The organism is Natroniella acetigena (assembly GCF_023227745.1).
In the GTDB taxonomy this organism is placed as follows: Bacteria; Bacillota; Halanaerobiia; order Halobacteroidales; family Halobacteroidaceae; genus Natroniella; species Natroniella acetigena.
The window spans coordinates 14,082-40,286 of record NZ_JALKBX010000021.1 but is presented as its reverse complement, the minus strand read 5'-3'; the positions used below and the strand labels follow the sequence as shown (position 1 = coordinate 40,286).

Below are 26,205 nucleotides of genomic sequence, written 5' to 3'. Positions count from 1 at the left end.
CGTGAAAACCATAGAAACCATATCAACTGTAAACTGTACACTGATATAAAGTGGCAAAGTGCCACTTTATATCAATTTAACCTTAAATTAAGATTTATACTTGAATTCAAGTATAAACAGAGGGTAATTATCTAATCATAAATAATGGTTCTATAATTTTTAGAAAGTAGGAGATAGAATGGAGCAAGAAGAAAAAAAGAAGATAAGAAAAAAGATTGAGAAAGATTATAAATTTAACTTTTGGCTCAGTATTGGAGAGGGAGCATTTTATACATTGGGCATAGGACTTGTAGCAATTAATACAATCTTACCTTTATTTGTCCGACAGTTGACTGAATCTAAATTTTTAGTAAGCTTAATTACAGGAATTTATATGTTTGGAATTCATTTTCCCCAGCTCTTTTCTGCGAAATGGATAAAAGGAGCGGAAGTTAAGAAGAAGTATGTTTTAGGGCTAGGTATTCTGCAAAGATTGCCTTGGTTATTTTTAGCGGTATTAACTTATTTGCTATTTCCTGACACTCAAAATCTATTGTTAATCCTCTTTTTTATATTGTGGGGGTTTCATAATATTTCTTCTGGTTTGGTTGGTCCGCCATGGTTTGATATGCTCTTTAAAGTTATTCCTCAAGAAAGAAGAGGGCGTTTTTTTGGATACCGAACCTTTGTAAGTAGTATTTTAGAGGTGTTAGGGGCATTTGGAGCAGGATATATAATTAAATTTTTTGAATTTAGAATGGGGTTTGTTTTGTTATTTGCTTTAGCGTTTATCAGTAAGATGATTTCTTACTTATTTTTAGTGTTTGTTAGAGAGCCTGCTTATAACGTTAGTAAAAAAGAAGAGAGCACTAAAGAATATTTGCAACATTTAAAAGAGATTCTACAGACACAGAACAATTATCGCAATTATATATTAGCTGCTATCTTAATTCAATTTATCGGTATGTCGAATGGTCTCTTTACAGTTGCAGGAATAGAGAGATTGGATTTATCGGTGGGGGTAGCTAATGATCTAGTGGGTACCTTTACAATTATTTCAATTGTAAGTAAGAGTTTAACAAATATTTTATGGGGTCATGTAGGGGATAATTATGGACATAAGTTAGTTCTTTTATTGGCAGCTGTCTTTAATGCAGCAGGGGTATTGGTTGCTTTCTTTGCCCAACAGCGTTTTGCTTTTTATCTAGTATTTATTTTGACTGGAATAGCACTAGGTGGAAATAGTGTATCCTTTATGACGATAATTCCAGATTTTTGTTCTAAACTTGAAGAACGACCGCTCTATGTTGGACTGACTAGTACAATTATTGGATTAGCTGTAACTGTTATTTCTCTGTTAGGAGGATTGTTGGTTGATTTATATAGTTATCGACTTGTCTTTGGAATTACATTTGTAATGATTAGCTTAGGAATAATCTTTTTACTATGGAAGGTGAAAGATCCTAAGTATTTAAACGATTAATTATGTTAAATACTTATGTAAATTCAGATTATATTTATAGTAATAATTGGTTAATTATTAAGTTTATGTTATCTACTTTAAATTTTAATAGTGTTCTCCCTATAAGTTTTATTAGACTTTCCGTAATAAAAACCATTTGCTAAATTTAAGTTTATTACTACAGTGTTTCGCAGATAACTAAGTTTTTCTACACTCCAGTCTTAGTGTACAATTTATAATGTGCAAATGAAAGTGAATATGGTTTTTTTGGAAAATAGTTATAATAAATGTTACTATTGGTTTAAATTATTAAAAAAATATTAAAAAATTAATATAAATTGTCTGAATCATTTGATAACATGGACTAAAGAAGCAAAAAAGAACTGATTAATAGCTATGGGGGGATTAATAAAAATGAGCAAAATGGAAAAGATTGTTGAAGGGGTAATAGCAGGAAATATTGATAGAGTGGCTGAATTAACTCAAGAATTAGTAGATGAAGGAACAAAACCAAGTGAAATCATTAAGAATGGTTTGGTTGCAGGGATGGATGTTGTAGGGGGTAGATTTAAGAAGAATGAAATGTTTGTCCCAGAAGTTTTAATTGCTGCTAAAGCGATGCATTCAGGGATGGATATAGTTAAGCCATTATTGACAGAAGGAGAGAGCAGTTCTGTTGGAACGGTGATTATGGCTACGGTAGAAGGTGACTTACATGATATAGGTAAAAACTTGGTAGCAATGATGCTAGAAGGTGCTGGATTTGAAGTGGTTGATTTAGGAGTAGATATAGAAGCAGATGAGTTTGTAGAAGCAGTTAAAGAACATCAGCCTGATGTTGTTGGATTATCTGCATTGTTGACTACAACTATGCCAGCTATGGAGGAGACTATTAAGTCCTTAGAAGAAGCAGGAATTAGAGATCAAGTTAAGATTATGGTTGGAGGAGCACCGGTTAGTGAAGATTTTGCTAATGAGATTGGTGCTGATGGTTATGCTGCAGATGGAAGTACTGCTACTGATATAGCTAGAGAATTTGTGAGCTAAAAAGATATAAAGCTTAATTTCAATTGATAATTGATAATTTAAAATTAAATGATGAAAAAATTAGTTTTTAGATTTTTTACTATCTACTATTAATTATTAATTATCAATTATAAACTTAATATAAAAGGGGAGGTAATAAAATGATAGTTATTGGTGAATTAATTAATACCAGTAGAGAAGGATTGGAAGAAGCAGTAAAGAATAGAGATGTAGAATTTATTCAAGATTTAGCTAAGAAGCAAGAAGAAGCAGGAGCAGATTATATTGATGTTAACTGTGGTACTTTGATTAAAGAGGAAGTTGAAGCTATGGAATGGCTAGTAAATACAGTCCAAGAGGTAGTTGATGTACCACTTTGCATTGATAGTCCAAATCCTAAAGCACTTGAGGTAGGCTTAGAAGCTCATGAAGGTAAAGCGTTGGTTAACTCTATTACTGCTGAAGAAGAAAGATTTGCTGAAACATTAGAAATACTTAAAGAGCATGATGCAAGGGTAGTTGCTTTAGTAATGGACGATGACGGAATGCCTAATGGAGCAGAGGATAGAATCAGAGTAGGGAAGAAGTTAATTGAAGATTTAATGAAGGCAGGAATTGCTGAAGGTGATATCTTTGTAGATCCAATTATCCAACCAATTGGTACTGATCAAGCGGTAGGAGAACATATTTTAGATGCAGTTGAAGAGATTACAAGGGAATATGAAGAGGTTCATATTACTTGTGGGTTAAGTAATATCTCTCATGGATTACCACAAAGACAATTGTTAAATAGAACTTTTGTAACATTGGCAATGAGTAGAGGGTTAGATAGTGCTATTATAGATCCATTGGATCCAAAGATTATGGCATTAGTAACTGCTGCTGAGACTTTATTAGGAAATGATCAGTACTGTGCTGGTTATATTAAAGCTGCTAAAAGCGGAAAATTAGATGTTTAAATAATTTGATTCTAGGATAATAAGTGAATAAGTAATAAAGTAAAATAAAGGTAGCAAATTATTTGCTACCTTTATTTTTATATTGCTCTTGAAAAAATTCATTCTTTATATAGGATTTGTAAGTAAAAACTATTATAATCTAAAAAAAGTCAAATATAATAAGATTAAAAGTTAATAATTAGGGGGACAGAAGATGAATAGTTCTGTTGAGATTGAAAAGTTTTGTCAGAAGAATGTCTCATTAGCACTACATTCCTCTTATCAAATAGGAGGTAAAGCGACCTATTTTGCTGAACCAGAAACTACAGAAGAGCTGCTTAATTTACTTAATAGTTGTAAAAAAGTTGGAATGGATTATTATATCTTTGGTTATGGTACTAATATTTTATTTCCTGATCAAACTAGGGAAGATCGAATTTTTATTTCATTGAAGAGGTATCTTGAGAGTAGATTAAATCATGGGGAGTTATTTCTTTCTGCTGGGGTTCCATTATCATTAATTTCATTGATCGGAGTTATAAGCAATAAGACTGATTTTCAATTCACTTATCTACTACCTGGTTCTGTAGGAGCAGGAATCTATATCAATGCTAAATATTATGAAGAGCAGCTCTCTGATTTATTGGATACTATTTATTATCTTGATTTAGCTAAAAATAGATTGTCCTTGGAACAGATATCGGTTGAGCAGTGTGAATTTGGTTATAAGACTTCTACCTTTCAAAAGAAACCCTGGTTGATTGTGGGTGCTGATTTTAAGTTCACTGATTGTAGTCAACAAGAAATCAATAGTATAAATAGATTATTATCAAAAGTACAAGATAGAAATTTAAACTTATCATCATTAGCAGAATTTAAATCTTTTTTTAGAACAGAATTAAGTAATTTAGAAACTGAGTTAGATGTTGCTTGTGATTATCTGCAAGAGGTTGATCAATTTAGAGAGGATAGAAATCATTTTAAATATCCGTGCTGTGGCTCAGTCTTTAAGAATAATCATTCGTATGGCACTCCTACAGGAGCATTGATTGATCAACTAGGTTTAAAGGGAAAAAAGCATGGTGGAGCAATGATAGCACCATATCATGGTAACTTCATAATTAATCATAATCAAGCTCAAGCATCTGATGTCTTATATTTAATTAATTTAATTACTGAGTTAATTGATAAAAGATACGGATTTATTCCTGAGCCAGAGGTTATTATTGTCGGAGATAAAAGATAATATTTAGTATCATTCGCGTTAATTTAAGTAAATTTTTGGTATTATAGATTTTTGAAGTGAAGCTCTATTACAATATTGTGGCACTGAAAGTGCCACTTAATATCAATAAAAAGCAAGGTGATTAGAAAGTCATGTATTAAATTGACGTATATGAATTTTTTATAGATTATCGTTTGATGATTTTTTAATAATCGGTCAATTATTAAATGGTCACTTATGACTAAAATTAATAAAAAATAAAACAATAACATATCTATTATTAATAAAACTGAACTAAGAAAAGGAAAAATAACAGGGCATGGTGGAATATAAAGGCTCTAGTTATAAAGAACCTCTCCATCTAAATTTCTAATTTAGATGGAGAGGTTCTCTTGGAATTCTTGTAAAGTGGTATACCTATTTAGTTATTAGTTCTTATAAAACTACTTCTTTTTTAGAGCTTTCTGTATGTTCATTAAAAATTCCCGTCAAAATCAATGCTATAGCTCCATCACCTGTTACATTACATGCTGTTCCAAAGCTATCTTGAATTGCAAAAATAGTAAGAACAAGTGCAACTCCAGACTGGTCAAAACCAAGTACACTTATTAATAAGCCCATAGAGGCCATTACAGTTCCTCCAGGTACGCCAGGTGCTCCAATTGCAAATATTCCTAATAATAATATAAACAGAAGCATTGAAGAAAAAGAAGGAATATAGCCATATAAAATTTGTGATACAGCCATTACAAAGAAAGTTTCTGTAAGTACTGAGCCACATAAGTGAACTGTAGCCCCCAAAGGGATAGCAAAATCAGTTGCCTTTTGATTTAAAACTTTTGATTTCTTAGCACATTTTAATGCAACAGGAAGAGTTGCAGCACTTGACATAGTTCCAACAGCAGCCAAGTAAGCAGGTAAATAATGCTTAACAACTTCTAAAGGATTCTCCTTTGAAATAAAACCTCCTAACAGATATAATACAGCAAGCCAGATAAAGTGACCTACAATAATAATAAAAACTAATTGAAGAAAGACTGGTAAATGTTCAGTTAAAGTTCCTTCATAAGCAAGACTAGAGAATGTTCCTGCAATAAAGAAAGGGAGTATCGGAATAATAATTTTATTTACTATACCCAATACCATATCATTAAATTCATCCAAAACTTTTTCAAAAGTAGCAGACCTAGTCCAAGCAATAGACAAGCCTAAAAATAATGCTAATACCAAAGCAGTCATTGTGGGCATAATCTGTGGAATCTCAAGTTCAAAAATTATTTCAGGTAACTCTCTTAAATCTGAAGGTTGACTACTAATATTTAAATAAGGAATAAGAAAATATCCAGCAATACATGCTAAGATCCCAGCTCCAATTGAAGACATATAAACTATCGGCATTGCTGTCCCTAACATTTTACTGGCATCAGCTTTAAGCTTAGCAATAGAAGGTGCAATAAAACCAATAATTATTAAAGGAACAGAAAAGAAGATTATCTGCCCTAAAACATCTCTAATAGTTAAAATAATTTGCATAACTTCTTTAGAAACAATAAAACCTAAAATCGCCCCTGTTATTACCCCTAAAATCAACTGAATAATTAAATTAGATTTGATTTTTTCTAACAACATACTTTTATTCCTCCCATTTGATCTATTATTTTTAAACATCCATAATATTGATCATAGTTTCATCCATATTAGATAACCCCTCTTTACAAAGTATTTTAATATTTTTAATAGTTTCTTCTATTCCACCCCCAATAATACCAGTTTTTAAGGAACAATTGTATCATTACATGTCATATAAGATGCAATGACAGCTTCTGCAGATGATGTAGAAAGTTTAAGAGAGCAATTTTCTTTAGCACCATCACAAACTATACCAGTTATATTAGCAAGCACATTTTTCATGATTGTTTAGTTTGTTTCTTATATCTTTGGGTATTCTTTTAGTTTCTAAATCTAATGGTATTTGACAGAGATAAATACTAAATTTTTAAAATTTAACTTTATTTAATTTGTTCTCATGTATATACTTTGATATCAATTTGAAAACCCCTTCTTTTTTATCCTTTAACCTCATCTAAAAATGGTTTAAATTCATATTTTATCAAAAAATATTTTATAATATCTATTTTTTTGAAATTAAAAAATTAATATTTCTAATCTGAACTTTAAACCAAGAGCTAAAAAGTACTAAAGGAAGAAATCTATCTTTTGTTGGGCTTTTGTAGGAAGGAATTATAGAGTTAAAAATATACTTCATGGGCTTAGAAATATTATAGATAATTTCTTTATTGAAATAACCATTCATAGATTGTCTTTGATAATTTTTCAAGGGTAGTCAGTTATTAGATAGTCACTTATGAACAAAACTAATAAAAAATAAAACAATAACATATTTATTATCACACCACTTTACAAGAAATCTAAATAAAAATGCGACCAATCTCCTTTTTTGATATAATATCTTCGACCAAGAAGAATCAAGAAAGGAGAATCAGTCGCATGAATATTATATCAAATAATCAAAATAGTATCTACTCTATCATCAAAAAATTTGCTAATTATTATCGTGATCTTTTCACTAAGAAGTCTTTTAAGATGTTCTTTTGGATTATAATTTCAATCATAAGCTTTGATAAAATCCATTCTCTTAGATTCATTTGGAATAATTTCATCTCTAAGCATATGAATAGTAGCCTAAATTCCTTATATTACTTTTTCTCATATAGCAAATGGAGCTTAGAAAGCATGATGAAGAGAACAGTAAATTTAACTCTCAATATTATTCCAGAAGAACTTAAAAGTAAAAAAGTATTTCTAATTATTGATGACACTCTTCAAGAGAAATTTGGTAATAAATTCGCTGGTCATAATAGTTTTTTTGATCATGTTAGACGTAATAATAGTAGCTACTTAAAAGGTAATACTTTCGTTTGTTTAGCTATATCTATACCTGTCTCTCAATCAGAGGATGGTATTGAATATAAAACAATCCCAATTGGATTTAGGTTATACAAAAAAGATAAAAGTAAGCTAACTATTGCTAAAGAGCTAATAGATAACATTATGAGATTACTCAATAACAAAAATGTCACTCTTCTTTGTGATTCATGGTATACCAAAGGTGATGTTCTTGATTGTGTTAAGGATCATGATAACTTAGAACTTATTGGTGCTGTTCGCCATGATACTGCTATCTTTGAATTACCTCCTCCACCAAATGGTAAAAGAGGAAGGAATCCTATCTATGGCAAAAAGTTAAACATTACAGAATTAGACTATGAAAAAAATGGCGATTATTATCTAGCAACTAAACTGGTTAGAACAAGATTATTTAGAGATAAAACTATAGAAATCATGGTCACAGTAAAAGATATTGATGATTTTAAGAATCCTAGAGTATTCATTAATACTAATCCTAAAGAATGTGAATTAGAAAAGTTATCAAAGCCAAAAGTTAGCAAAAAGGATGAGGATAGTTTTGCTACTGGTTCTTTTACTGATTATGAAATACGCTGGAGTATTGAAGTTATCTTTTATGAATTAAAAACATTTTGGTCTTTTGGTAATTATATGGTTCGCACAGAACAAGGAATAGAAACCTATATTAATCTTTTGGGATTAGTCTATACTTTTGCAAAGATTCTTCCCTTTTGGGTAGAAGAATTTGATGAATTAAATTCTTTAAGTCCTCAAGAAATAAAATCTCAGTTAGCCCTTTATATTAGGGAAGAGTTAATTTTAGATAGTTTCGTATCTAAACTCGAAAGTACAAAAATATATTCTGTTTTAAAGAATAGTTTAAATTACTTTATTGATAAAAGAAACGCCGCTTAGTAAAGTTGTAAAGTGGTGTTTATTATCAATAAAACTGAACTAAAGAAAGGAGAAAAATGATACTCTTAATTGAAAAAGAAAAACTTTTTATTTTATGTTGTTGTTGTTTTATTTTGAGTGGAATTGTATTTTCTATGAAAGATAGAATAATTACTACAATGCCAATAACTAGTTCTAATAAACCGTTACAAGGAAGAATAATTGTTGTTGATCCAGGGCATGGTGGGATAGATAAAGGTTCTAGTTATGAGAATATATTGGAAAAGGATATAAACCTTAAGGTTGGTTTTAAATTAAAAGAGTTATTAACTAGGCAGGGAGCAAGAGTAATTATGACTAGACAATCTGATACTGCTTTAGATCACCAAAATCAAACTTATAGTAATAGGCATAAGCGTGACTTACAAGCACGAGTTGATATTATTAATCAAAATCAGCCTGACTTATTTATTAGCTTACATGTTAATTATTTTGGGAGAAAGTTTAGAATTAGAGGGCCAATTGTTTTTTATCAAGACCATAAAGCTGAGAATAGAGTCTTAGCTGATAAGTTACAGACAAGATTGAATTCGATTGAATATGAAGGGATTGAAATGCTCAATAATCCAATTCGGAAAGGTGACTATTTTATTTTAAATAATAGTAAATATCCTGGTGTTTTGGTTGAAATGGGATTTATCAATAAGGAGATTGATCGTTGGCTATTGACTCATCAGCAATTTCAAAAATTATTAACTCAGCAAATTTATCGTGGGATCTTGGATTACTTATAATTTAATCATCTTCTATTGTAAAGTTTACTTCTTCTTGACTGTTATCCGAAGAGAAATGGAAACTACCAGTAGTAATTAATCTTTTTAATCTTTCTTTAGTTAATAACTTTATTTTGCTTCTAGTTAAAGGAATAATACAGGCAAATCCTACTAAATCACTCAATAATCCTGGTGTAATTAACATTGCTCCTCCGATTAAGATCAATAAGCCATCAATTAAATTATCTGTTGGCATAGTTCCTTCTGCTAATGAAGAATTTATTTCAGTAACTGTTGATGTTCCTTCAAGTTTAGTCAGTTTGGCCCCGATAATTCCTGTAATTGCAACTAATAAAATAGTAGATACTGCTCCCCAAAGTTGACTTAATTTGATCAGAAGGATTAACTCAAGTAACGGAATGACTGTAAAGAGTAAAACTAATTTAAACAATATGATCACCCCTTAGCTAATTATTAGTTTATTATATTCAATCTTTTTAAAAAGGTTTGTAGTAATTTTAACCAACAATTGTTTTTGACTACATGTTCATTTTTTATATAGTCACTTATGAACACAATCAAATAAAAAAACAACTTAGATTCAAATTTTTGATTATACAAATAGTTTTTAAAAACTATTTGTATAATCAAAAAGAGAAAATTTAACTCTTCTCTTGATTAAAGTACGTTTGAAATTAAATGTAATGAAACATACTAAAATCTGAATTACTTCTTTAAATTTGATTAAAAGTGAGATAATATTAGAATACAGCTTAAATTTATAAAGGTTTTGAAGGTTTTTAACTATCAATTATCAATTGAAGTTAAGCTATATATTAATAATGATGTAAATGATTATTTTCAGTTTATAATTAAGAATTAATGAAATGGATAGGAAAGGAGTATTTTATGTACAATTATACACAGGATAAACCGGAATTACTAGCACCAGTAGGTAATCAAGAAGGTTTACTAGCAGCTATTAATAATGGCTGTGATGCAGTCTATTTAGGAGGTAAAGCTTTTAATGCTCGCCAGAGAGCTGATAACTTTGATTTAAAAGAACTTGGAGAGGCAATTGAATATGCTCATTTAAGAGAAGTTAAGGTTTATTTAACTGTTAATACATTATATAAGGATGATGAATTGGCAGATGTAATTAAATTTATTGAACAAGTTTATAGGTTAGGAGTAAATGTAATTATAGTTCAAGATTTGGGGTTGACCTGGCTGGTTAAGCAAGTTCTCCCTGAATTAGAGTTACATGCTAGTACTCAATTGACAGTTCATAATTTAGAAGGGGTAAAGTACTTAGAAAGCTTAGGGTTTTCTCGAGTTGTATTGGCTAGAGAATTGACTTTAGCAGAGATTAAAGAGATTGTTCAAAATACTGAATTAGAGATTGAGACCTTTGTTCATGGGGCATTATGTATCTCTTATTCGGGCCAATGCTTATTAAGTAGTATGATTGGTGGACGAAGTGGTAATCGTGGTCTGTGTGCTCAACCATGTCGTCTGCCTTATACTGTGGTTGATTTGGAAACTGAGGAAGTTATTAATGATGAATTTGCTGAACAGCATTTGCTTAGTCCTAAGGATATTAATACTTTGGAGCTAGTACCTGATTTAATTGAAGCTGGTATCTCGTCTTTTAAAATAGAAGGAAGAATGAAACGTCCAGAGTATGTAGCGGTAGTAACAGAAAAGTATCGTAATTACATAGAACAATATTTTAACCAACAGGGAAGGTTTGGAGTGGATGACCAAGATCAAGAAGAGATTAAACAGCTCTTTAATCGTGATGGATTTATTCCTGGTTACTACTTAGGAAAAGATAACTTAGATTTGATCAGTTATCAACGACCAAAAAATTGGGGAATCAAGGTTGGAGAAGTAATCGATTATGATCAACAGACTAAAGAATGTAGAGTTAAATTAGAAAAAACTATTAACGAAGGAGATGGAATAGAAATTTGGACTGAAGAAGGTAGAAATCCTGGTTTAACTTTATCGGAACCAGAAAAATTAACTACTGAATTATTGGTTGTAAAGGTCAAAGGGCAGATAAAGCTAGGTGATCCAGTCTATCGGACTTCGCAAAAAGAATTATTAGATAGGTTACAAGGAAGTTATCAAGATCTAAATCAACAAAAAAAGATAGAAATTTTTGGTCATTTATCAGCCCATTTAGATCAACCACTCCAACTTAATCTATGGGATCAAGCTGGTCATCATGTCACTATCAAGAGTGATTTCTGTCCAGAAGTAGCTAAAAAAGAGCCAATTACGGAGCAAGAGGTTAAAGAACAGTTGACTAGATTAGGGCCAACCCCTTATCAATTACGTGACTTAGGCATTGAACTTGGCCCAAATCTTTTTATTCCATTATCTAAATTGAATCAATTACGACAATTAGCAGTTAAAGATTTAAATCAACAGAGAAAAGAAGAGTTTCTACTTACTTGTGAGCAGAATGATTTAGAAGTTGAAATTCCGGAATTGGAAAGTAAACCAGCAGTTAATAATGAATCAAAGATAAGTGTTTGCTGTAATAAACGGGATTATATAACTGAATTTGCTAGTTTGTCTGAAGTAGATAGAATTTATTATGATATTAGCGATTCAGCTACAGAAGAAATTTTGGCCCTCGTAGCTCAAATTAAAAATGAAGAACAGGAACTATTTATTAAATTTCCACGCGTTGCTCGACAGCAAGAAATAATGGATATTAAACAAAAGATTGAGCTATTAGAAAAAACAGAAATAGATGGTTATCTAGTTTCCCAACTAGGGATAGCAGAATTATTATTAGAAACTAAAAAAATGTTAGTAGCTGATTATCCGCTCAATAACTTTAATAGTTATACAGTTAATCATTGGCAACAAGAAGGTTACCAAGGGGTGACTCTATCACCTGAGCTTAACTCAAATGAAATAAGAGAGGTAACGCGTAATAACCGAATTGAAACTGAGTTAGTTGTATATGGTTATTTACCGGTTATGATCAGTGAATACTGCCCAATTGGAGCAGTTAATAAAGGGTTTGATTCTAAACAAGACTGTAAGCAAGGCTGTTTAACAGAGAGAAAATACGGTCTACTGGACCGCAAGGATTATCTGTTCCCTATTACTACTGATTGTACTGATTGTCGAACAACAATTTATAATTGTTATCCATTATATTTGTTAGATTATTTGCCAACAATCATTAAGACAGGAAGTGATCTTTATCGCTTGGAGATTAACTGGGAAGAAAAAGAGGAAATGATCAAGATAATTAAAAACTATTATCAAAAAATAAATAATCCTGAAATTAGTACTAAAGAAATGAACCTATTTAATTATAAATTTAAAAGAGAAGGATACACTACAGGTCACTTTTCTCGTGGTGTTAAGTAGAATAGTTAACAGTCACTTTAGATCTAAAATGGGTGTTGGCCCATTTTGTTCTTTGTTCAGTTGCTATATGATCACATATGAATATAATTATTAAAAAATAACTTTCTACAGCAAGTTTTATTGTTATAATAATAGATTTAAATCTATTATTATAACAATAAAACAAGAGTCACCTCGTCCCTTTTGTACCAAAATTAATTTAACCAACCTCTCTTCTTCTGAAGAAAAAGAACAAAATTTTGTTTCTTCTTAAGAGTTGATCTTGAACTTCCTGGTTACTGATAACTTATAATAGATGGTTGCTTATAATTTTAAAATCATTCGAATAACTTAGAATTAAGAACTGGTTAAAAATACGTAAGGGCGTGTAATTATGATTATAATCTTTAGAAGATGGAAGTTATATTTAATTGCAATTCTCTTTTTTAGTTTATTATTTTCATTACAGCAATTTAAATTAGCAGAAAAAATTCTTGAGACTAATCCACTTGCTGATAGAACAATTGTAATTGATCCAGGGCATGGGGGGATAGATGGAGGAACCAGTTATAATAATTTATTAGAAAAAAATCTTAATTTGGAGGTTGGTTTGAAGTTAAGAGAGTTATTAGAAGCAAGAGATAATCTAACTGTAATTATGACTAGAGATGAAGATACTGCTTTGGATCATCTTAATCAATATTCAAGGAGTAGGCATCAGCGTGATCTAATGGCTAGAATAGATATAGTTAATCAAGAAGAGGTTGATTTATTTATCAGTTTACATATTGATGCTCGAACTGGTCAACCTGGGATGCAAGGGCCAACCGTGTTATATTATCCTCGCCATAGACAGAATCAGAAAGTAGCCGAAATATTACAAAAGCACCTTAATCAGATTGAATACCCCAACTTTAATCCTCCTGCCCACCATGCACGTCAAAGGGATTTTTATATTTTAAAAGCTAAAAAGACACCAGGAGTAATTATTGAATTAGGATTTATCACCAATCATTTAAATAGAAAATTACTACAGCAAGATACTTATCAACAAGCACTGGTTAAGGCAATTTATGAAGGGATTGAAGAGTATTTTTCTAGTTTCAGTTTTTTGACGGGTGATTTTTAATTTTAAATTAAGTTAAGTTTGGAGTGTTAAGTTAAGATGATCTTAATTATTAAAAAAGAGTATTTTAAGTATTTGTTTATAATTTTATCTTTTTGTTTAGTTCTGTTTTTTTTAAATCGTGTAACTATACCTAACGAACAGGGAGAGGAATTATTGGTTGAAACAGTACAAGATAATATTAAGAAAGATAAATTAATAAAGAATATTGGTTATCAAGAAAGAGTACTTTATCTTGATTTAGTATCTAAAGTTGAAAGCTTTAATATAATGGAACAGTTTTTTCTGATTGAGTCTTTATTGACTACATTAGCAGATTTACCACAGTTAGAATATGCTCAATTTTTAATTGCAGGGGAAAGAAAGAAGTTGTCTCCTTATTTAAATCTAAAAGAGCCAATTAAACTACGCCATCAAGCAGCTCAAATAGCAATTATTATTGATGATTTTGGAAATAGAGCGGAAGGAACAGAAGGGATGCTCAATTTAGAACAAAAGATAACAGTTGCTATTATGCCCTTTGAAAAAAGATCGCAGCAAGAAGCTAAAGAAGCAATAGCAGCTGGATTTGATGTAATTATTCACCTACCGATGGAACCAAACAATGGTAAACGAAGTTGGTTAGGGCCAAAGCCAATTATGACGACCTTAGCAACTGAGGAGATAAAGAAAAGGATGGAGGAAGCAATTGCAGATATTCCCCAGGCAATTGGTTTTAACAATCATACTGGCTCCAAGGCTACTGCTGATAAAAGAGTTGTTAAAGCAGTATTAGAAGTTGCTAAAGCCAATGACTTAATAGCTATAGATAGTCGGACCAGTCCTGAATCAGTAATTGGAGAGATAGGAAATAAATTAGATGTTCCAGTATTAACAAGAGATCTCTTTTTAGACTTACAATCTGATAGTAAAGATATAGAAGAAGCAATGTTGACTTTAGTAGGTATGGCTATTAAAGAGGGGGCAGCGATAGGAATTGGACACGTTGGCCCGCAAGGTGGAATAAAAACCCTTGCTACACTTGAAAAACTATTACCTGAATTAAATAAAAAAGGAATCGAATTTGTTGGTGTTAGTGATTTGATCGATAAATAGAATTTTTACTAACACTATTAAGAATGATTACATATATTATAATAAATTTATGAAAAAAGGAGGGGAAGAGCGTGTCTGAAAGCCAAAGAAGAAGGAGACCTGTTATTGGTGATGATTTTGCATTTGTGCTCTTTTTAATCTTGATCTTGTTAGTAATAGGGATGTATTAAAAGGTAAAGAAATGTAGATTTGCTCACATAATTTTTATGGTTAATTAAATTAAAAAGGAGGAAAGTAAAGATGCCTCGCCATTATGAAGTATATATGATCTTTTTAATCTTAATTTTATTGTTGCTGGGAATTTAATAATAAGAAAGAAGGGGTTGAACTCTCAACCCCTTCTTTAATCTCTCCACCTAAATCAAAGATTTAGAAAATTTATTCTAATACAGTAATTTAGACTGTAGTATGTCGTAATTTCTCAAGAAGTTTTTCAAGGAGTTCATCAGAACTTGTCGCTTGAATTAAATCGCCATCAAGCAAAGCGAAAGGGCCAATCGCACAATCAGCACACAAGCCCAAACAAGCTTTTACTTCTAGTTGAATATCTTTTATTTCACGTTGGATCTTTTCTGCCACTTGACCACTACCAGTTGAAAAATTATTTTCACAAAATTGAATTTTTGTCATTGTAACCTCGTAACCTCCTGTAATAAATTATTCTAGACCTTGATAGGCTTGCTTATAAATTTCTATTAGTTCCGAAATTAAAGGTCGCCGTGGATTAGCAACTGTTGATTGATCGCTATAAGCAATAGTTGCCATCTTTGCTACCTCTGCTTCAAAATCTCTTTGGTCAATACCTGCCTCTGCTAAGCTTAAAGGTAGATTGACCTCTTTCATTAAGTTTTTAATAGCAATAACTAAGTTCTCAACTTCATTCCCTTTTGTAACATTTAACTCCAGCCACTTAGCAATCTCTGTATATTTCTTAGCAGCTTGGGGATGAGAATAGTTAGGGTAATGAGCTATTTTGGTCGGCATTTGAGCATTATATCTGATCACATGAGGTAATAAGATAGCATTTGCTAGACCATGAGGGATTCCAAACCTTCCGCCCAAAATATGGGCCAAACTATGATTAATACCCAAAAATGCATTAGTAAAGACGATTCCTGCTAGACAAGATGCATTATGCATTTTATCTCTAGCTAGACTATTATGTTGGCCCTTTTGATAAGCTTGAGGTAAATAATCAAAGACCAACTTAATCGCTTTAAGTGCTAATGGATCTGTATAATCAGAAGCTAAAATAGAGACATATCCTTCAATCGCATGAGTTAAAACATCTAATCCAGTATGAGCAGTTACCTGGGAAGGTAAGGTTGTAGTCAATTCCGAATCGATGATTGCTATATCTGGAGTCAATTCATAGGAAACTAAGGGATATTTAATGTTATTCTTTTTATCAGTAATTACAGTAAAAGAGGTCACCTCAGAGCCTGATCCACTTGTAGTTGGAATTGCAACCAACTTAGCTTTTTGTCCTAATTTAGGGAATTGATAGGTGCGTTTTTTAATATCTGCAAATCGTAATTTTAAATCTTCGAAGTTCAAATCAGGTTCTTCATAAAAGAGCCAAATTCCTTTGGCTGCATCCATAGGTGAACCTCCCCCAAGAGCAATAATTAAATCAGTTGCGAAATCTTTGACAAAGTCTGTTCCTGTTAAGACAGTTTCTACAGAAGGATCAGGTTCAACAGCACTAAAAATCTTATAATCTATTTCAGCTTCCTTTAAATGCTCAGTTACTTTTTTAACATATCCCAAATCCTTCATTACTTGATCAGTAACAATTACAGCTTTATCTCCTTCTAAATTACGCAATTGTAATAAAGAGTTTGGTTCAAAATAGATCTCTGGCGGTATCTTAATCCATTTATGCTCTCTTTTCCGATCAGTAATGCGTTTGATATTATATAAATGCTCCACACTGACATTATCTGTAGTTGAATTGCCCCCATAAGTACCACAACCTAAGGTTAAAGAAGGGGTTAAATGATTATACAGATCACCAATTGCTCCAAATGTGGTAGGAGTATTGATCAATAATCTACCTACCTGTAACTGATTACTAAATTGCTCAATTATTTGCTGATTATTAGAATGAATAGCTGCAGTGTGACCTAAACCTTCAAAGTTAGTAACTGCAATTGCCTTGTTAATTCCTTCATGATAATCCTTTACTGTCATTAAACCAAGGATTGGACTCAGTTTTTCTCGCGACAAGGGATAATTAGGACCAACTCCTTCCAGTGGAGCTATTAATAGAGTCGTATCAGGAGGGACTTCAATATTAGCCATTTGAGCAATGTCTATAGCACTCTTGCCCACTGTAGCTGGATTCATTGCGTGAGTCTTAGGGTCAATAGCCACTTGTTCTAATTTTTTACTTTCTTTTAGAGTTAGAATATAAGCATGATATTTTTCTAACAGCTCTTTAGTTTCTTTGATTATCTTTTGATCTACAAGTAAGGTCTGCTCGGAAGCACAGACAGTTCCATGATCAAAGGTCTTACTCATCACAACATCGTTAATTGCTTGTTTTAAGTTGCAGCTCTGTTCTAGATAAGCAGGAACATTACCTGGTCCAACACCAATAGCAGGGGTGCCAGAACTATAAGCTGCCTTAACCATTTTAGTGCCACCTGTAGCTAAAACCAAACTTACATCACTATGACCCATTAACTTATTGGCTGCCTCAATAGAAGGAGGGTCAATCCATTGAATACAACCTTTTGGTGCTCCAGCTGTTATTGCTGCTTGCAGTAAAGTCTTTGCAGCCTCTACACAGCAGGTTTGAGCTTTAGGATGAAAACTGAAAATAATTGGATTGGCTGCTTTAAGAGCAATTAATATTTTGTACATAGTTGTTGAAGTAGGATTGGTCATTGGAACTAGAGCGGTAATGATCCCTATCGGTTCAGCTATTTCAATTAAATTTTCTTCAGGGTTTTTCTTGATCACTCCTACAGTCTTTTTATCTTTGAGATCATTATAAATATTTTCAATTGAATATATATTTTTAACTATTTTATCTTCATAAAGTCCCATATTAGTATCTTCAACAGATAATTTAGCTAAATTTATATGATTTTCAAGACCTGCTAGAGCCATCTGACGGACTATCTGATCAATTTCAGTTTGATTTAGTGCTGCTAATTTAGTTTCTGCTTCTTTAGCTCTATCAATTAAATTAGAAATTTTTTCTTCAATTTGTGAGTTGTCTGTAATTTTGATCTCCTCCCAGCTCTACTCTTTAAATTTAGTATCAAAAAATAAGCGTTAGATTATTCTTGGTAAGTTTTGATATAATGATAAAAAGAAAATCCAGGGTTGCCCCTGGATTATTAAATCTTTGAAAGAAGGTTACTTTTTAAGCATTCTTCTTAGCAGATAAATTCCTGTAACTGCTAAGACTTTAGTATAAAGTGGTTTTGAATTTGAAGACTTTCTATTAAAAATGCCACTTAGAAAGCCTTCTCTGCGATTGAATAAACTCCTAAAACGCATTTTTATTCCTCCCTTCAAAGTCATAATTATTATTAACTTAATTTAGATAAAGTATTCTAGTTCTTCTGTGATAATTATCATAGAAACTTTTACTATTGAAGTAACTAGCATTAATTCTTTAATTGATAGTGTCTTTGCAAAAGTTAATAATATAAATTAAGCTGGTGAGGATCATTTGGATTTAAATAACTTTTTTTAGAAAGAATGCCTTGTGATAGATTGTCAACTATTGAAGATGCAGCAAGTAACTCAACCTCGTCTATAATAGTTAGGCGAGGTTGAGTCTTAATTAGTTTTGGTTATAGAATCAAATTGAGATCTCTTTCGTTGATTTTAAGTTCAAGATTATCAGTAATCTCTAGTAATGAATCAGTTTGAAAGACAGACCAGAGTGATTTTAATTCGGTATTTTCAGCAATCAAAATTTGGTTATTATTGATTTTAGGTTTAATTAGATTACATTTGGTCTTGGAATTGAATAACTTCCAACATAATCGAGTTAATTTAACATGCTCATTTTCGATAGTGAATATCTTCATTAATTCTAATAGCTTGAGTTGAGTAAGATCAGATTTACGATAATTAATTTCATTAATAAAAAAATCGAACGGAATTTGTTGTTGTAAAGGGTAATGGCTTAAAACGGCAATAGTATTTCTTATTTTTGGAGCATGATTGGGAGATAGTGTTTCTAACCCAGTTAAGAGCTTTTCTTTATATGAAATATTGAGCCACTTATTAATGTTATCTCTTAGTTTGTAGGTTGATCTTTCTAAAAGTTGGTTGTGAGATGAGTATTGTTGAAGAGAATTAAATAATTTCTGATTAGAGATTGAGCTGCAATTAAGTTTGGAAGTGAAGTTTTTCAGTCTATCTTCTTTTAAGTCAACAGAAGTAGTAATATAGCCTAGAAAAAGTAATAAATAGTGGAAAAATGAAGGAGTACATTTAATCTTTATCTTTGTTGTAGCAGCATTTGGAATAGATTCTTGTTCATTGGTTTCAGTAATATTAGGTTCTTTAGAAGACTTAGATGAATTTGCTGGTTTGTTAGCTAAAAGCTTTGTTAATAATTGTTTAATATCAGTAGGAAGATAACAAAAATTATTCTGCTCAAAAATTAAACCTGATTCTATTAGCATTTCATATGCAGAAAGTTGTAAGCTTTTTTTATTGATTGGTTCCGTTGAAATTAATCTTTTTAGAGTAGATATAGTTTTGGCTGGAAATTTTGTTTTGATTAACTCTTCAAGATAGGTAGGATCAGACAATTTTTTGTTTATTTCTTTACTGACCCATGTTTTTGAAAAATTAGGATCATAATAGATATGATGGTTTGCTGCGATTTGACTTAAATCTTTTTGATTTCTCTTTTTTAATATTTCAATCAATTGCATTAAAATTCCTCCCTTCTAATTTAAGTTAGATAATAGTTAAAATATTAAGGTATAATTGATTATTAATTGATTATTATTAGTAATTATACTATAATTATTATATGAGAATTAACACCACAAAAAGTAGTAATTATACCATTGAATTTATTGAATTTTTTCAACTAAAGGACATATTGGAAGTGGGTCTTAAAAAAAACAAGACCCTTCGTGAAAAACATAAAAATCATATCAACTATTAATTGTCAATTAGACGGGGGGCAGAGAACCTTAATTATCTGCGAAGCATTGTAATAACAGGCTTTAATTTATCTGAGGGCATTATGCTTACTAGAGGGAGTGGTTGTTATGGATTTATCTATTAAAAATAAAATTGTACGCTATAATAAAGGTGAAGTGGAGCAAGTAGATGATTTTTTAATTAGAGAGTATGCGTTAACTATATTTTTGAATGATAAAGAGTTTCTTACTTTATTATGTTCACCACACAGTCTTGATTATCTGACGGTTGGTTTTTTAGTTTCAGAAGGATTATTAAAAACACCTGCTGAATTAGAACAAATAGAAGTTGATTCAGAAGAAGGGTTTGTTAAGGTGATAACTAAGAAAAAGCTAGATATGAGAGAAAAGTTACATGGTAAGAGAACATTGACTACAGGCTGTGGTAAAGGTACAGTCTTTTATAATGTATTGGATTCTTTGGGTACTAAAAAGCTTGAAAAAAGAAAAAGCAAGATTAATGTTGAAAAAATTCTAACTTTAATAATAGAGATGAGTCGCCAATCTGAGCTCTTTAAACAAACTGGTGGAGTTCATAGCTGTTGCTTAACTGATCAGGAAGAAATTATTATGTTTCATGAAGATGTAGGACGACATAATGCGGTAGATAAGGTTATTGGTGAAGCATTTATAAATAAGATCGACTTTACAGATAAGATGTTGTTAACCAGTGGTAGAATTTCTTCAGAAATGTTGCTTAAGGCTGCTAAGCAAGAAATTCCGATTGTAGCTTCTAGATCTGCTCCTACAAATTTAACAGTTAAGGTTGCTGAAGAGTTAAATTTAACTGTAATTGGTTTTGCTAGAGGAAAGAGGTTAAATGTTTATACTCATTCTGATAGAGTGGACTTTACTAATAGAGGCTAATAATTAGTAACTTGTGATTAGTAAAGCTACATTTTAAGTTTTTTAAGAATCATCGCTCATGAAATTAGGAATGTACAGAGCGGATATTAATAAAAAAATCAATCCTAAATTTAGTATTGATTTTTTTTATTGAATATGGTATTCTACTATTGCTTTAGTAGATTAAAGTAATAAAATAAAAAGGGAGAGATTTAGAGATGAATCCAGTACTTATATCTGTTTTGACTATGATTATACTCAGTTTGGCTAGATTAAATGTTATTTTAGCATTATTAATTGCAGCGATTGTTGGAGGATTTGTTGGAGGGTTAGGTATTAATGAGACGATGACTATTTTAATTGAAGGTATGGGCGGCAATGCTGAAACAGCATTGAGTTATATTTTATTAGGAGCATTGGCTGTGGCAATTCAGCAGACAGGGTTAGTTCAAATTTTAAGTAATAAGTTGGCTAAATTAGTAAAAGGTAAAAAGAGCATCTTTATTTTATTAGTTGCAGCCTTTTCTAGTTTATCTCAGAATTTAATTCCTGTTCATATTGCGTTCATTCCAGTTTTAATCCCTCCATTATTAAGTTTATTCAATAAGCTAAATATTGATCGTAGAGCTATAGCTACTGCCTTAACATTTGGTTTAAAAGCACCTTATGTTGCGATTCCAGCTGGTTTTGGCCTGATTTTTCATGGGATTATACGTGATGAAATGGCAGCTAATGGAATGGAGGTTAGTTTAGGTCAAATTGCTAGTGTATTATGGATTCCTGCTTTAGGAATGTTTATTGGTTTATTAGTAGCTGTATTTGTAACTTATCAGCGACCAAGAGGATATAATACAGATTTTGTTAACCAAGAAGTAGCAGCTACTCAGGAAGAGATTGAGTGGGAGATAAAGCATTATTTTGCTCTGTCAGCAATGCTATTAGCATTAGTAATTCAATTAGTTTATGGTTCACTTCCATTAGGAGCATTACTTGGGTTGTTACTTATGGTTGTTTCTGGGAATATAAGATGGACTAAGCTAACTGATTCAATTAATTCAGGTATTGAAATGATGGGCTTTATTGCTTTTGTAATGTTAATTGCATCGGGGTATGCTGATGTAATTAGAGCTACAGAAGGAGTAGATACAATAGTTGAAGGTGTTTCAGGGATGATTGGAGGTAGTCAACTTTTAGGTGCTATTTTAATGTTAGCAGTAGGATTAGTAGTTACGATGGGGATTGGAACCTCTTTTGGAACAATTCCAATTGTAGCGACGATTTATGTGCCGTTGGCCCAAAGCTTAAATTTTAGTCCATTGGCTACGATTGTCTTAATTGGAACAGCAGCAGCTTTAGGAGATGCTGGTTCCCCTGCTTCAGATACTACTTTAGGAGTTACAGCAGGTTTAGATGCAGATGGCGAACATGAGCATATTTGGGATACTTGTGTACCGACATTTTTACATTTTGATACTTTTTTGATTTTATTTGCAGTTGTAGCTGTTTTGGTATTATAAATTCTATATCTTAAAGTAAAGCCTTCAATTTCTAGATGAGATTGAAGGCTTTTTGTTATGCTATGAAAAAATTAATTAATCTTGTAATAAACCTTGATCTTTTCTTGATAAGTCTGTTTAGTAGGAGGTTGTGGATTTGTAATAGAGATTTCTTCTTGATAACAAATTAAATCGATCTGTTCTGCTTTAATTTGTTGAATTTCAGTAATTGATGAATTGATTGTCCGGGCCAACACTTCTGCTTTCTGTTTACTATCTGCTACGGCTTCTTCTAATAACTTTTCTTGTAACTCTATTGGTTTATGTAAAGTATAATAGCTTTGAGTTATGGTATAACTAATGTCATAGTGCTGATTATAAGTTGCTCGTCTACGACTGGGATCATTTGCTTTGACAATATCAATCAGTTCTGAAATAACTGATGCAATTTCAGTTGAATCAAAGTCTAAAAGTTCAATTGTTAATAGGAATTTTAATTGATTAACCTCTTCTTGCCTAACTCCTTCTTTACGGGTATAAGTGGAATACTTAGGCTCCGATTGAGTTATTCTTTTCTGGCTTACTAGTTCAAGAGCCGTTAAATCTTTTTTTAATGATTTTAAATTTTGCTCAGTGTGGTGCTTAAGGTTTGCTTGATCCCTTCCTTCAGCCGATACTTCTACTTTAATTACTGCTTGATCAGTTTCAAATTCAATTCCTCCTCGACCAACAGTTGAAATATTTGGAATTGAATTGTTAGCTAAAGCTATAGAGAAAGATAACGAAATTAAAAGAAGCACTAACAATAAACAAATAACCTTAGTTTTTATAGAAATCCCTCCTCTCAGTAATAGTTTCTTTTTATAATTTTTAATTCCTTTTGTTTTTTATTGATATAATGATTGATTTGTTATATCTGTTAGATAAGTACAGTATACATTAATTAATGTATACTGAGGGGGGGAAAAGTGAAAGGAAAATTAATTAGCTTTGTCAAAAATATTAGTTGGATTTTATTGATATTATTTTTACTGCTTGGAAGAGTAAATTCCTTATTAGGAAATTTAATTGTACTTTGTATGCTAGCTCCATTAGTTACTTCAATTGTGACAGGAAAAAGAGTCTGGTGTGGCTTCTTTTGTCCACGAGGTAGTTTATATGATAATTTAATAAAAAAAATCAGTTTTCAGCGAAAAATACCTTCTATCTGCAAAAAAATATATTTTAAGGTTGGTTTTTTTGGGTTGTTGGTTGGGAATTTATTAATAGCAATCTATTTAGTTGCGGGAGATTGGGGACAGGTTGGTTTGGTTTTTTATCGCTTGCTCTTAGTTACTACATTAATCGGCATTCTGTTAGGGATGTTTTTTAAAGAAAGGATTTGGTGTACTTTTTGTCCGCTGGGTTTATTATCAAATTTATTAATTAAAGTTAAATCTAAAGTTTTAAGGATTTGAAAAAAATTAGAATTTTAATTTTTTACTTTAACTTAACCTTAGCCTTAAACTTAATTAATTATTTAACTACTTTTGGTTAATAATATAAATGAAGAAAAGTTGGCGATAATTGACTAAAGGAGGATTTGATGAGAACAAAAGTACGGATTCATTATGATAATAAAAATAACTTTAGAAATCCAGTTCTGTGGGCTTGGCTGGATGGAACCGGACGATTCGAAAAGAAGGTCTATCCTGATGGTAGGGATGATTATGGATTATATTATGATCTAGTAGTCAATCGAGCAAATTTTAATTTTAAATTCAAGGATGAATTAGGTGATCATACAATCTGGGAAGATGAAAGAAATAATCGTTTTTATAATGCAGGATTAGGGGGTGAAATTTGGTGTAAGGCAGGGTGGCATAATGTTTATAATGTCAGACCAGCAGAGCCTGTCGGGCATATTAAAGAAGCTTATCAAGAGATTAAAGATTTAATTCCCCAAGATAATTTTTATTTACCTGATACAGATGTATCAAAATTCGAAACACCTTCTTTACTAGGAGCTCATAAGTTAACTGATGGTTCACTCAGCTTTGCTCTCTATCACCCTCGAGCAGGTCGAGTTTATTTAGGTTCTAATCTTAATAATTTTCAAACCCCTGGCAATTGTCTTGCTTGTGATAATCAAGAAGACTCATTTATTGAACTTGATCTATACAAGGGGTATTATAATCAACCTAATATTTGGTGGACAAGGGTACCAGCTGCTCAGATAGATCCTAAACTTTCGGAAATTGAATACAAGTTCTTTGTTCGAGGAGGAATTGGAGGCAATGAAAGGTGGGCTTGGGATCCTTATACTAGAGTTTATAGTGATAATTATCAACGGGAAAACTGTGTAGTTGCTGATCCGACTAACTTTGAGTGGACAGATCAAGATTGGGAGACACCTGATATTAGTGAATTGATTATTTATGAGTTAAATGTCTATGGATTTACAGATGAAGATTCAGATCTTTCAATAGAAGAGCAAAGTACATTTAAAGGAGTTATTCGTAGAATTGAGGAAGGTTACTTTGATGATTTAGGGGTTACTGCATTAGCTTTAATGCCAACTTCTGAATCTTGGAGCCATTTTGGTTTAGGATATGATCCGTGTAGCTTTATGTCAATAGAGAAGGACTTTGGTGATTTAGATGATTTTAGAAAGTTAGTTGATATTGCTCATAACCATGGTTTGGCAGTAATTGTCGATCAAGTCTTTAATCATACTTCTAATCAGTTCAACCCATTATGGGATCTAATTGATGATGGTTCAGGACCAGGAGGTCTTTATTTTTCTGGGAGTACTAAATGGGGTAACCGAGTTGCTACTGGAAGACCAGAAGTTGATAATATGTTGATCGATTCTTGTAAGTTATTTATTGAAGAGTATCATGTAGATGGATTTAGGTTTGATGCGACCCATAGTAATTATTTAGATCATCAATTATTGTATGAAATACAAGATGAAATTAGGGATAGTGGATTTAAACCTAATACAATTTTGATTGCTGAAAACCTACCTAATGAATCAGATTTGAATTTTGAAGGGTATAATGGTTATGCACAATGGAGTGATATGTTTCATGATAAGATTAAAGCATTGTTAAGAGAAGGAGTTTATAGAGATTGGTGTTATAATACACCACAGGGTTTAGGGGATATCTTTTATTTTTCTAAAAATCAATTTGCTGAGCATACAAATAATGTTGTTAATTATAGTGAAAGTCATGATGAGCCGAGTGTTAAGTTTGAAATTGAAACGAATGAAATAACGGATTGTAATGTTAAAGATAGAAAGGCCAAGTTAGCTATGATGGCTACGATGACTGCTTTAGGGCAGCCGATGTTGTACATGGGCCAAGAGTTTGGGATAAATAGAGATGCAAATAATATTGACCTTAATAAAGTAAGCCCTGATCCTAATTGTCCAGAATTTGAGTATAATCCATTTTTGGATTGGACGCAAAGGTTAATTAACTTACGAAAAAAATATGGAGCTTTAAAGGTTTCTGGGGCCAACCCTATTGAGACTGGTGAATTCAGTTGGGTGCTAGGACCTTGGTTATCTGAGGAAGAAGGAAAGAATAGAAGGTTGATTGGTTGGAAAACAAAAGATAAAGATAATAATGACGAAATGTTGATCTTGCTCAACTTTGAAGGGGCAGATATTAAAGTAAATTTAGGTTTGACCCTGGAAGGAAAATGGGGCAAGATTGCTGCTCTAGATCAGATAAATGATTTTAAAACTAAAGATGAAATAGAACCTATGGATATTTTAAGTGTAGGACAGAATAAAAAAGTAGATTTTAACTTACCAGCATATAGTGGTTTTATCTATAAGAAAATTTAAATAAAAAGCCCCCCT

20 protein-coding genes are annotated in these 26,205 nt (G+C 31.6%); 13 read left to right on the top strand and 7 right to left on the bottom strand.

Annotated elements, in window-relative coordinates; all coding sequences use genetic code 11:
• Positions 1–178 precede the first annotated feature (178 nt).
• The 4 genes from MWH25_RS06560 to MWH25_RS06545 all read left to right on the top strand — a co-directional run bounded on the left by MWH25_RS06560 (position 179) and on the right by MWH25_RS06545 (position 4,651).
• Positions 179–1,462 (top strand): MFS transporter, encoded by a 1,284-nt coding sequence (locus MWH25_RS06560; protein WP_248626848.1) that lies wholly within the window; start codon positions 179–181, stop codon positions 1,460–1,462.
• Between the two features lie 393 nt (positions 1,463–1,855).
• Positions 1,856–2,488: a corrinoid protein gene (locus MWH25_RS06555; RefSeq protein ID WP_248626847.1), complete on the top strand. Its 633-nt coding sequence runs from the start codon at positions 1,856–1,858 to the stop codon at positions 2,486–2,488.
• Positions 2,489–2,628: 140 nt separating this feature from the next.
• Complete coding sequence (locus tag MWH25_RS06550) at positions 2,629–3,426, top strand: methyltetrahydrofolate cobalamin methyltransferase (protein ID WP_248626846.1); 798 nt, start codon at positions 2,629–2,631, stop codon at positions 3,424–3,426.
• A gap of 193 nt (positions 3,427–3,619) precedes the next feature.
• Positions 3,620–4,651 (top strand): UDP-N-acetylmuramate dehydrogenase, encoded by a 1,032-nt coding sequence (locus tag MWH25_RS06545; protein ID WP_248626845.1) that lies wholly within the window; start codon positions 3,620–3,622, stop codon positions 4,649–4,651.
• Between the two features lie 414 nt (positions 4,652–5,065).
• On the opposite strand, the gene MWH25_RS06540 is transcribed toward MWH25_RS06545, so the two are convergent.
• Together MWH25_RS06540 and MWH25_RS13130 are read right to left on the bottom strand one after the other, a co-directional pair.
• Positions 5,066–6,259: a dicarboxylate/amino acid:cation symporter gene (locus MWH25_RS06540; RefSeq protein WP_248626844.1), complete on the bottom strand. Its 1,194-nt coding sequence runs from the start codon at positions 6,257–6,259 to the stop codon at positions 5,066–5,068.
• 144 nt (positions 6,260–6,403) lie between these two features.
• Positions 6,404–6,541: an L-serine ammonia-lyase, iron-sulfur-dependent, subunit alpha gene (locus MWH25_RS13130; RefSeq protein ID WP_428832799.1), complete on the bottom strand. Its 138-nt coding sequence runs from the start codon at positions 6,539–6,541 to the stop codon at positions 6,404–6,406.
• A 597-nt stretch (positions 6,542–7,138) separates the two neighbouring features.
• Here MWH25_RS13130 and MWH25_RS06535 point away from each other — a divergent pair.
• Together MWH25_RS06535 and MWH25_RS06530 are read left to right on the top strand one after the other, a co-directional pair.
• Positions 7,139–8,473: an IS701 family transposase gene (locus tag MWH25_RS06535; protein WP_428832798.1), complete on the top strand. Its 1,335-nt coding sequence runs from the start codon at positions 7,139–7,141 to the stop codon at positions 8,471–8,473.
• Between the two features lie 134 nt (positions 8,474–8,607).
• On the top strand, positions 8,608–9,246 hold the full coding sequence (locus MWH25_RS06530) for an N-acetylmuramoyl-L-alanine amidase family protein (RefSeq protein ID WP_248626843.1): 639 nt from the start codon (positions 8,608–8,610) through the stop codon (positions 9,244–9,246).
• Position 9,247: 1 nt separating this feature from the next.
• Here MWH25_RS06530 and MWH25_RS06525 read toward each other — a convergent pair whose 3' ends face one another.
• Entirely contained in the window at positions 9,248–9,685 is a 438-nt protein-coding gene (locus MWH25_RS06525; protein WP_248626842.1) for an FxsA family protein, read from the bottom strand.
• A 449-nt stretch (positions 9,686–10,134) separates the two neighbouring features.
• On the opposite strand from MWH25_RS06525, the gene MWH25_RS06520 reads away from it, so the two are divergent.
• The 3 genes from MWH25_RS06520 to MWH25_RS06510 all read left to right on the top strand — a co-directional run bounded on the left by MWH25_RS06520 (position 10,135) and on the right by MWH25_RS06510 (position 14,824).
• A complete protein-coding gene (locus MWH25_RS06520; RefSeq protein WP_248626841.1) occupies positions 10,135–12,624 on the top strand; it encodes a U32 family peptidase in 2,490 nt (829 codons plus the stop codon).
• Positions 12,625–12,997: 373 nt separating this feature from the next.
• The gene (locus MWH25_RS06515; RefSeq protein ID WP_248626840.1) at positions 12,998–13,732 is read left to right on the top strand and encodes an N-acetylmuramoyl-L-alanine amidase family protein; all 735 of its coding nucleotides are present in this window, start codon (positions 12,998–13,000) and stop codon (positions 13,730–13,732) included.
• Between the two features lie 153 nt (positions 13,733–13,885).
• Positions 13,886–14,824, top strand: coding sequence for a divergent polysaccharide deacetylase family protein (locus MWH25_RS06510; protein WP_248626839.1), 939 nt, complete (start codon positions 13,886–13,888; stop codon positions 14,822–14,824).
• Positions 14,825–15,220: 396 nt separating this feature from the next.
• Here the strand turns inward: MWH25_RS06510 and MWH25_RS06505 are convergent, their stop codons facing one another.
• The 3 genes from MWH25_RS06505 to MWH25_RS06495 all read right to left on the bottom strand — a co-directional run bounded on the left by MWH25_RS06505 (position 15,221) and on the right by MWH25_RS06495 (position 19,734).
• Positions 15,221–15,454 (bottom strand): DUF1450 domain-containing protein, encoded by a 234-nt coding sequence (locus MWH25_RS06505; RefSeq protein ID WP_248626838.1) that lies wholly within the window; start codon positions 15,452–15,454, stop codon positions 15,221–15,223.
• A gap of 27 nt (positions 15,455–15,481) precedes the next feature.
• Entirely contained in the window at positions 15,482–18,064 is a 2,583-nt protein-coding gene (adhE, locus tag MWH25_RS06500; RefSeq protein WP_345947234.1) for a bifunctional acetaldehyde-CoA/alcohol dehydrogenase, read from the bottom strand.
• Between the two features lie 572 nt (positions 18,065–18,636).
• Positions 18,637–19,734 (bottom strand): hypothetical protein, encoded by a 1,098-nt coding sequence (locus MWH25_RS06495; RefSeq protein WP_248626837.1) that lies wholly within the window; start codon positions 19,732–19,734, stop codon positions 18,637–18,639.
• A gap of 345 nt (positions 19,735–20,079) precedes the next feature.
• Here MWH25_RS06495 and fdhD point away from each other — a divergent pair, with 345 nt between their 5' ends.
• Positions 20,080–20,877 (top strand): formate dehydrogenase accessory sulfurtransferase FdhD, encoded by a 798-nt coding sequence (gene fdhD / locus MWH25_RS06490; protein WP_248626836.1) that lies wholly within the window; start codon positions 20,080–20,082, stop codon positions 20,875–20,877.
• A 197-nt stretch (positions 20,878–21,074) separates the two neighbouring features.
• Positions 21,075–22,373, top strand: coding sequence for a Na+/H+ antiporter family protein (locus tag MWH25_RS06485; RefSeq protein ID WP_248626835.1), 1,299 nt, complete (start codon positions 21,075–21,077; stop codon positions 22,371–22,373).
• A gap of 71 nt (positions 22,374–22,444) precedes the next feature.
• Here the strand turns inward: MWH25_RS06485 and MWH25_RS06480 are convergent, their stop codons facing one another.
• Complete coding sequence (locus tag MWH25_RS06480; RefSeq protein WP_248626849.1) at positions 22,445–23,152, bottom strand: SIMPL domain-containing protein; 708 nt, start codon at positions 23,150–23,152, stop codon at positions 22,445–22,447.
• A 168-nt stretch (positions 23,153–23,320) separates the two neighbouring features.
• Here MWH25_RS06480 and MWH25_RS06475 point away from each other — a divergent pair, with 168 nt between their 5' ends.
• Both MWH25_RS06475 and MWH25_RS06470 read left to right on the top strand, forming a co-directional pair.
• Complete coding sequence (locus MWH25_RS06475) at positions 23,321–23,809, top strand: 4Fe-4S binding protein (RefSeq protein ID WP_248626834.1); 489 nt, start codon at positions 23,321–23,323, stop codon at positions 23,807–23,809.
• 128 nt (positions 23,810–23,937) lie between these two features.
• On the top strand, positions 23,938–26,190 hold the full coding sequence (locus MWH25_RS06470) for an alpha-amylase family glycosyl hydrolase (protein ID WP_248626833.1): 2,253 nt from the start codon (positions 23,938–23,940) through the stop codon (positions 26,188–26,190).
• Positions 26,191–26,205 lie beyond the last annotated feature (15 nt).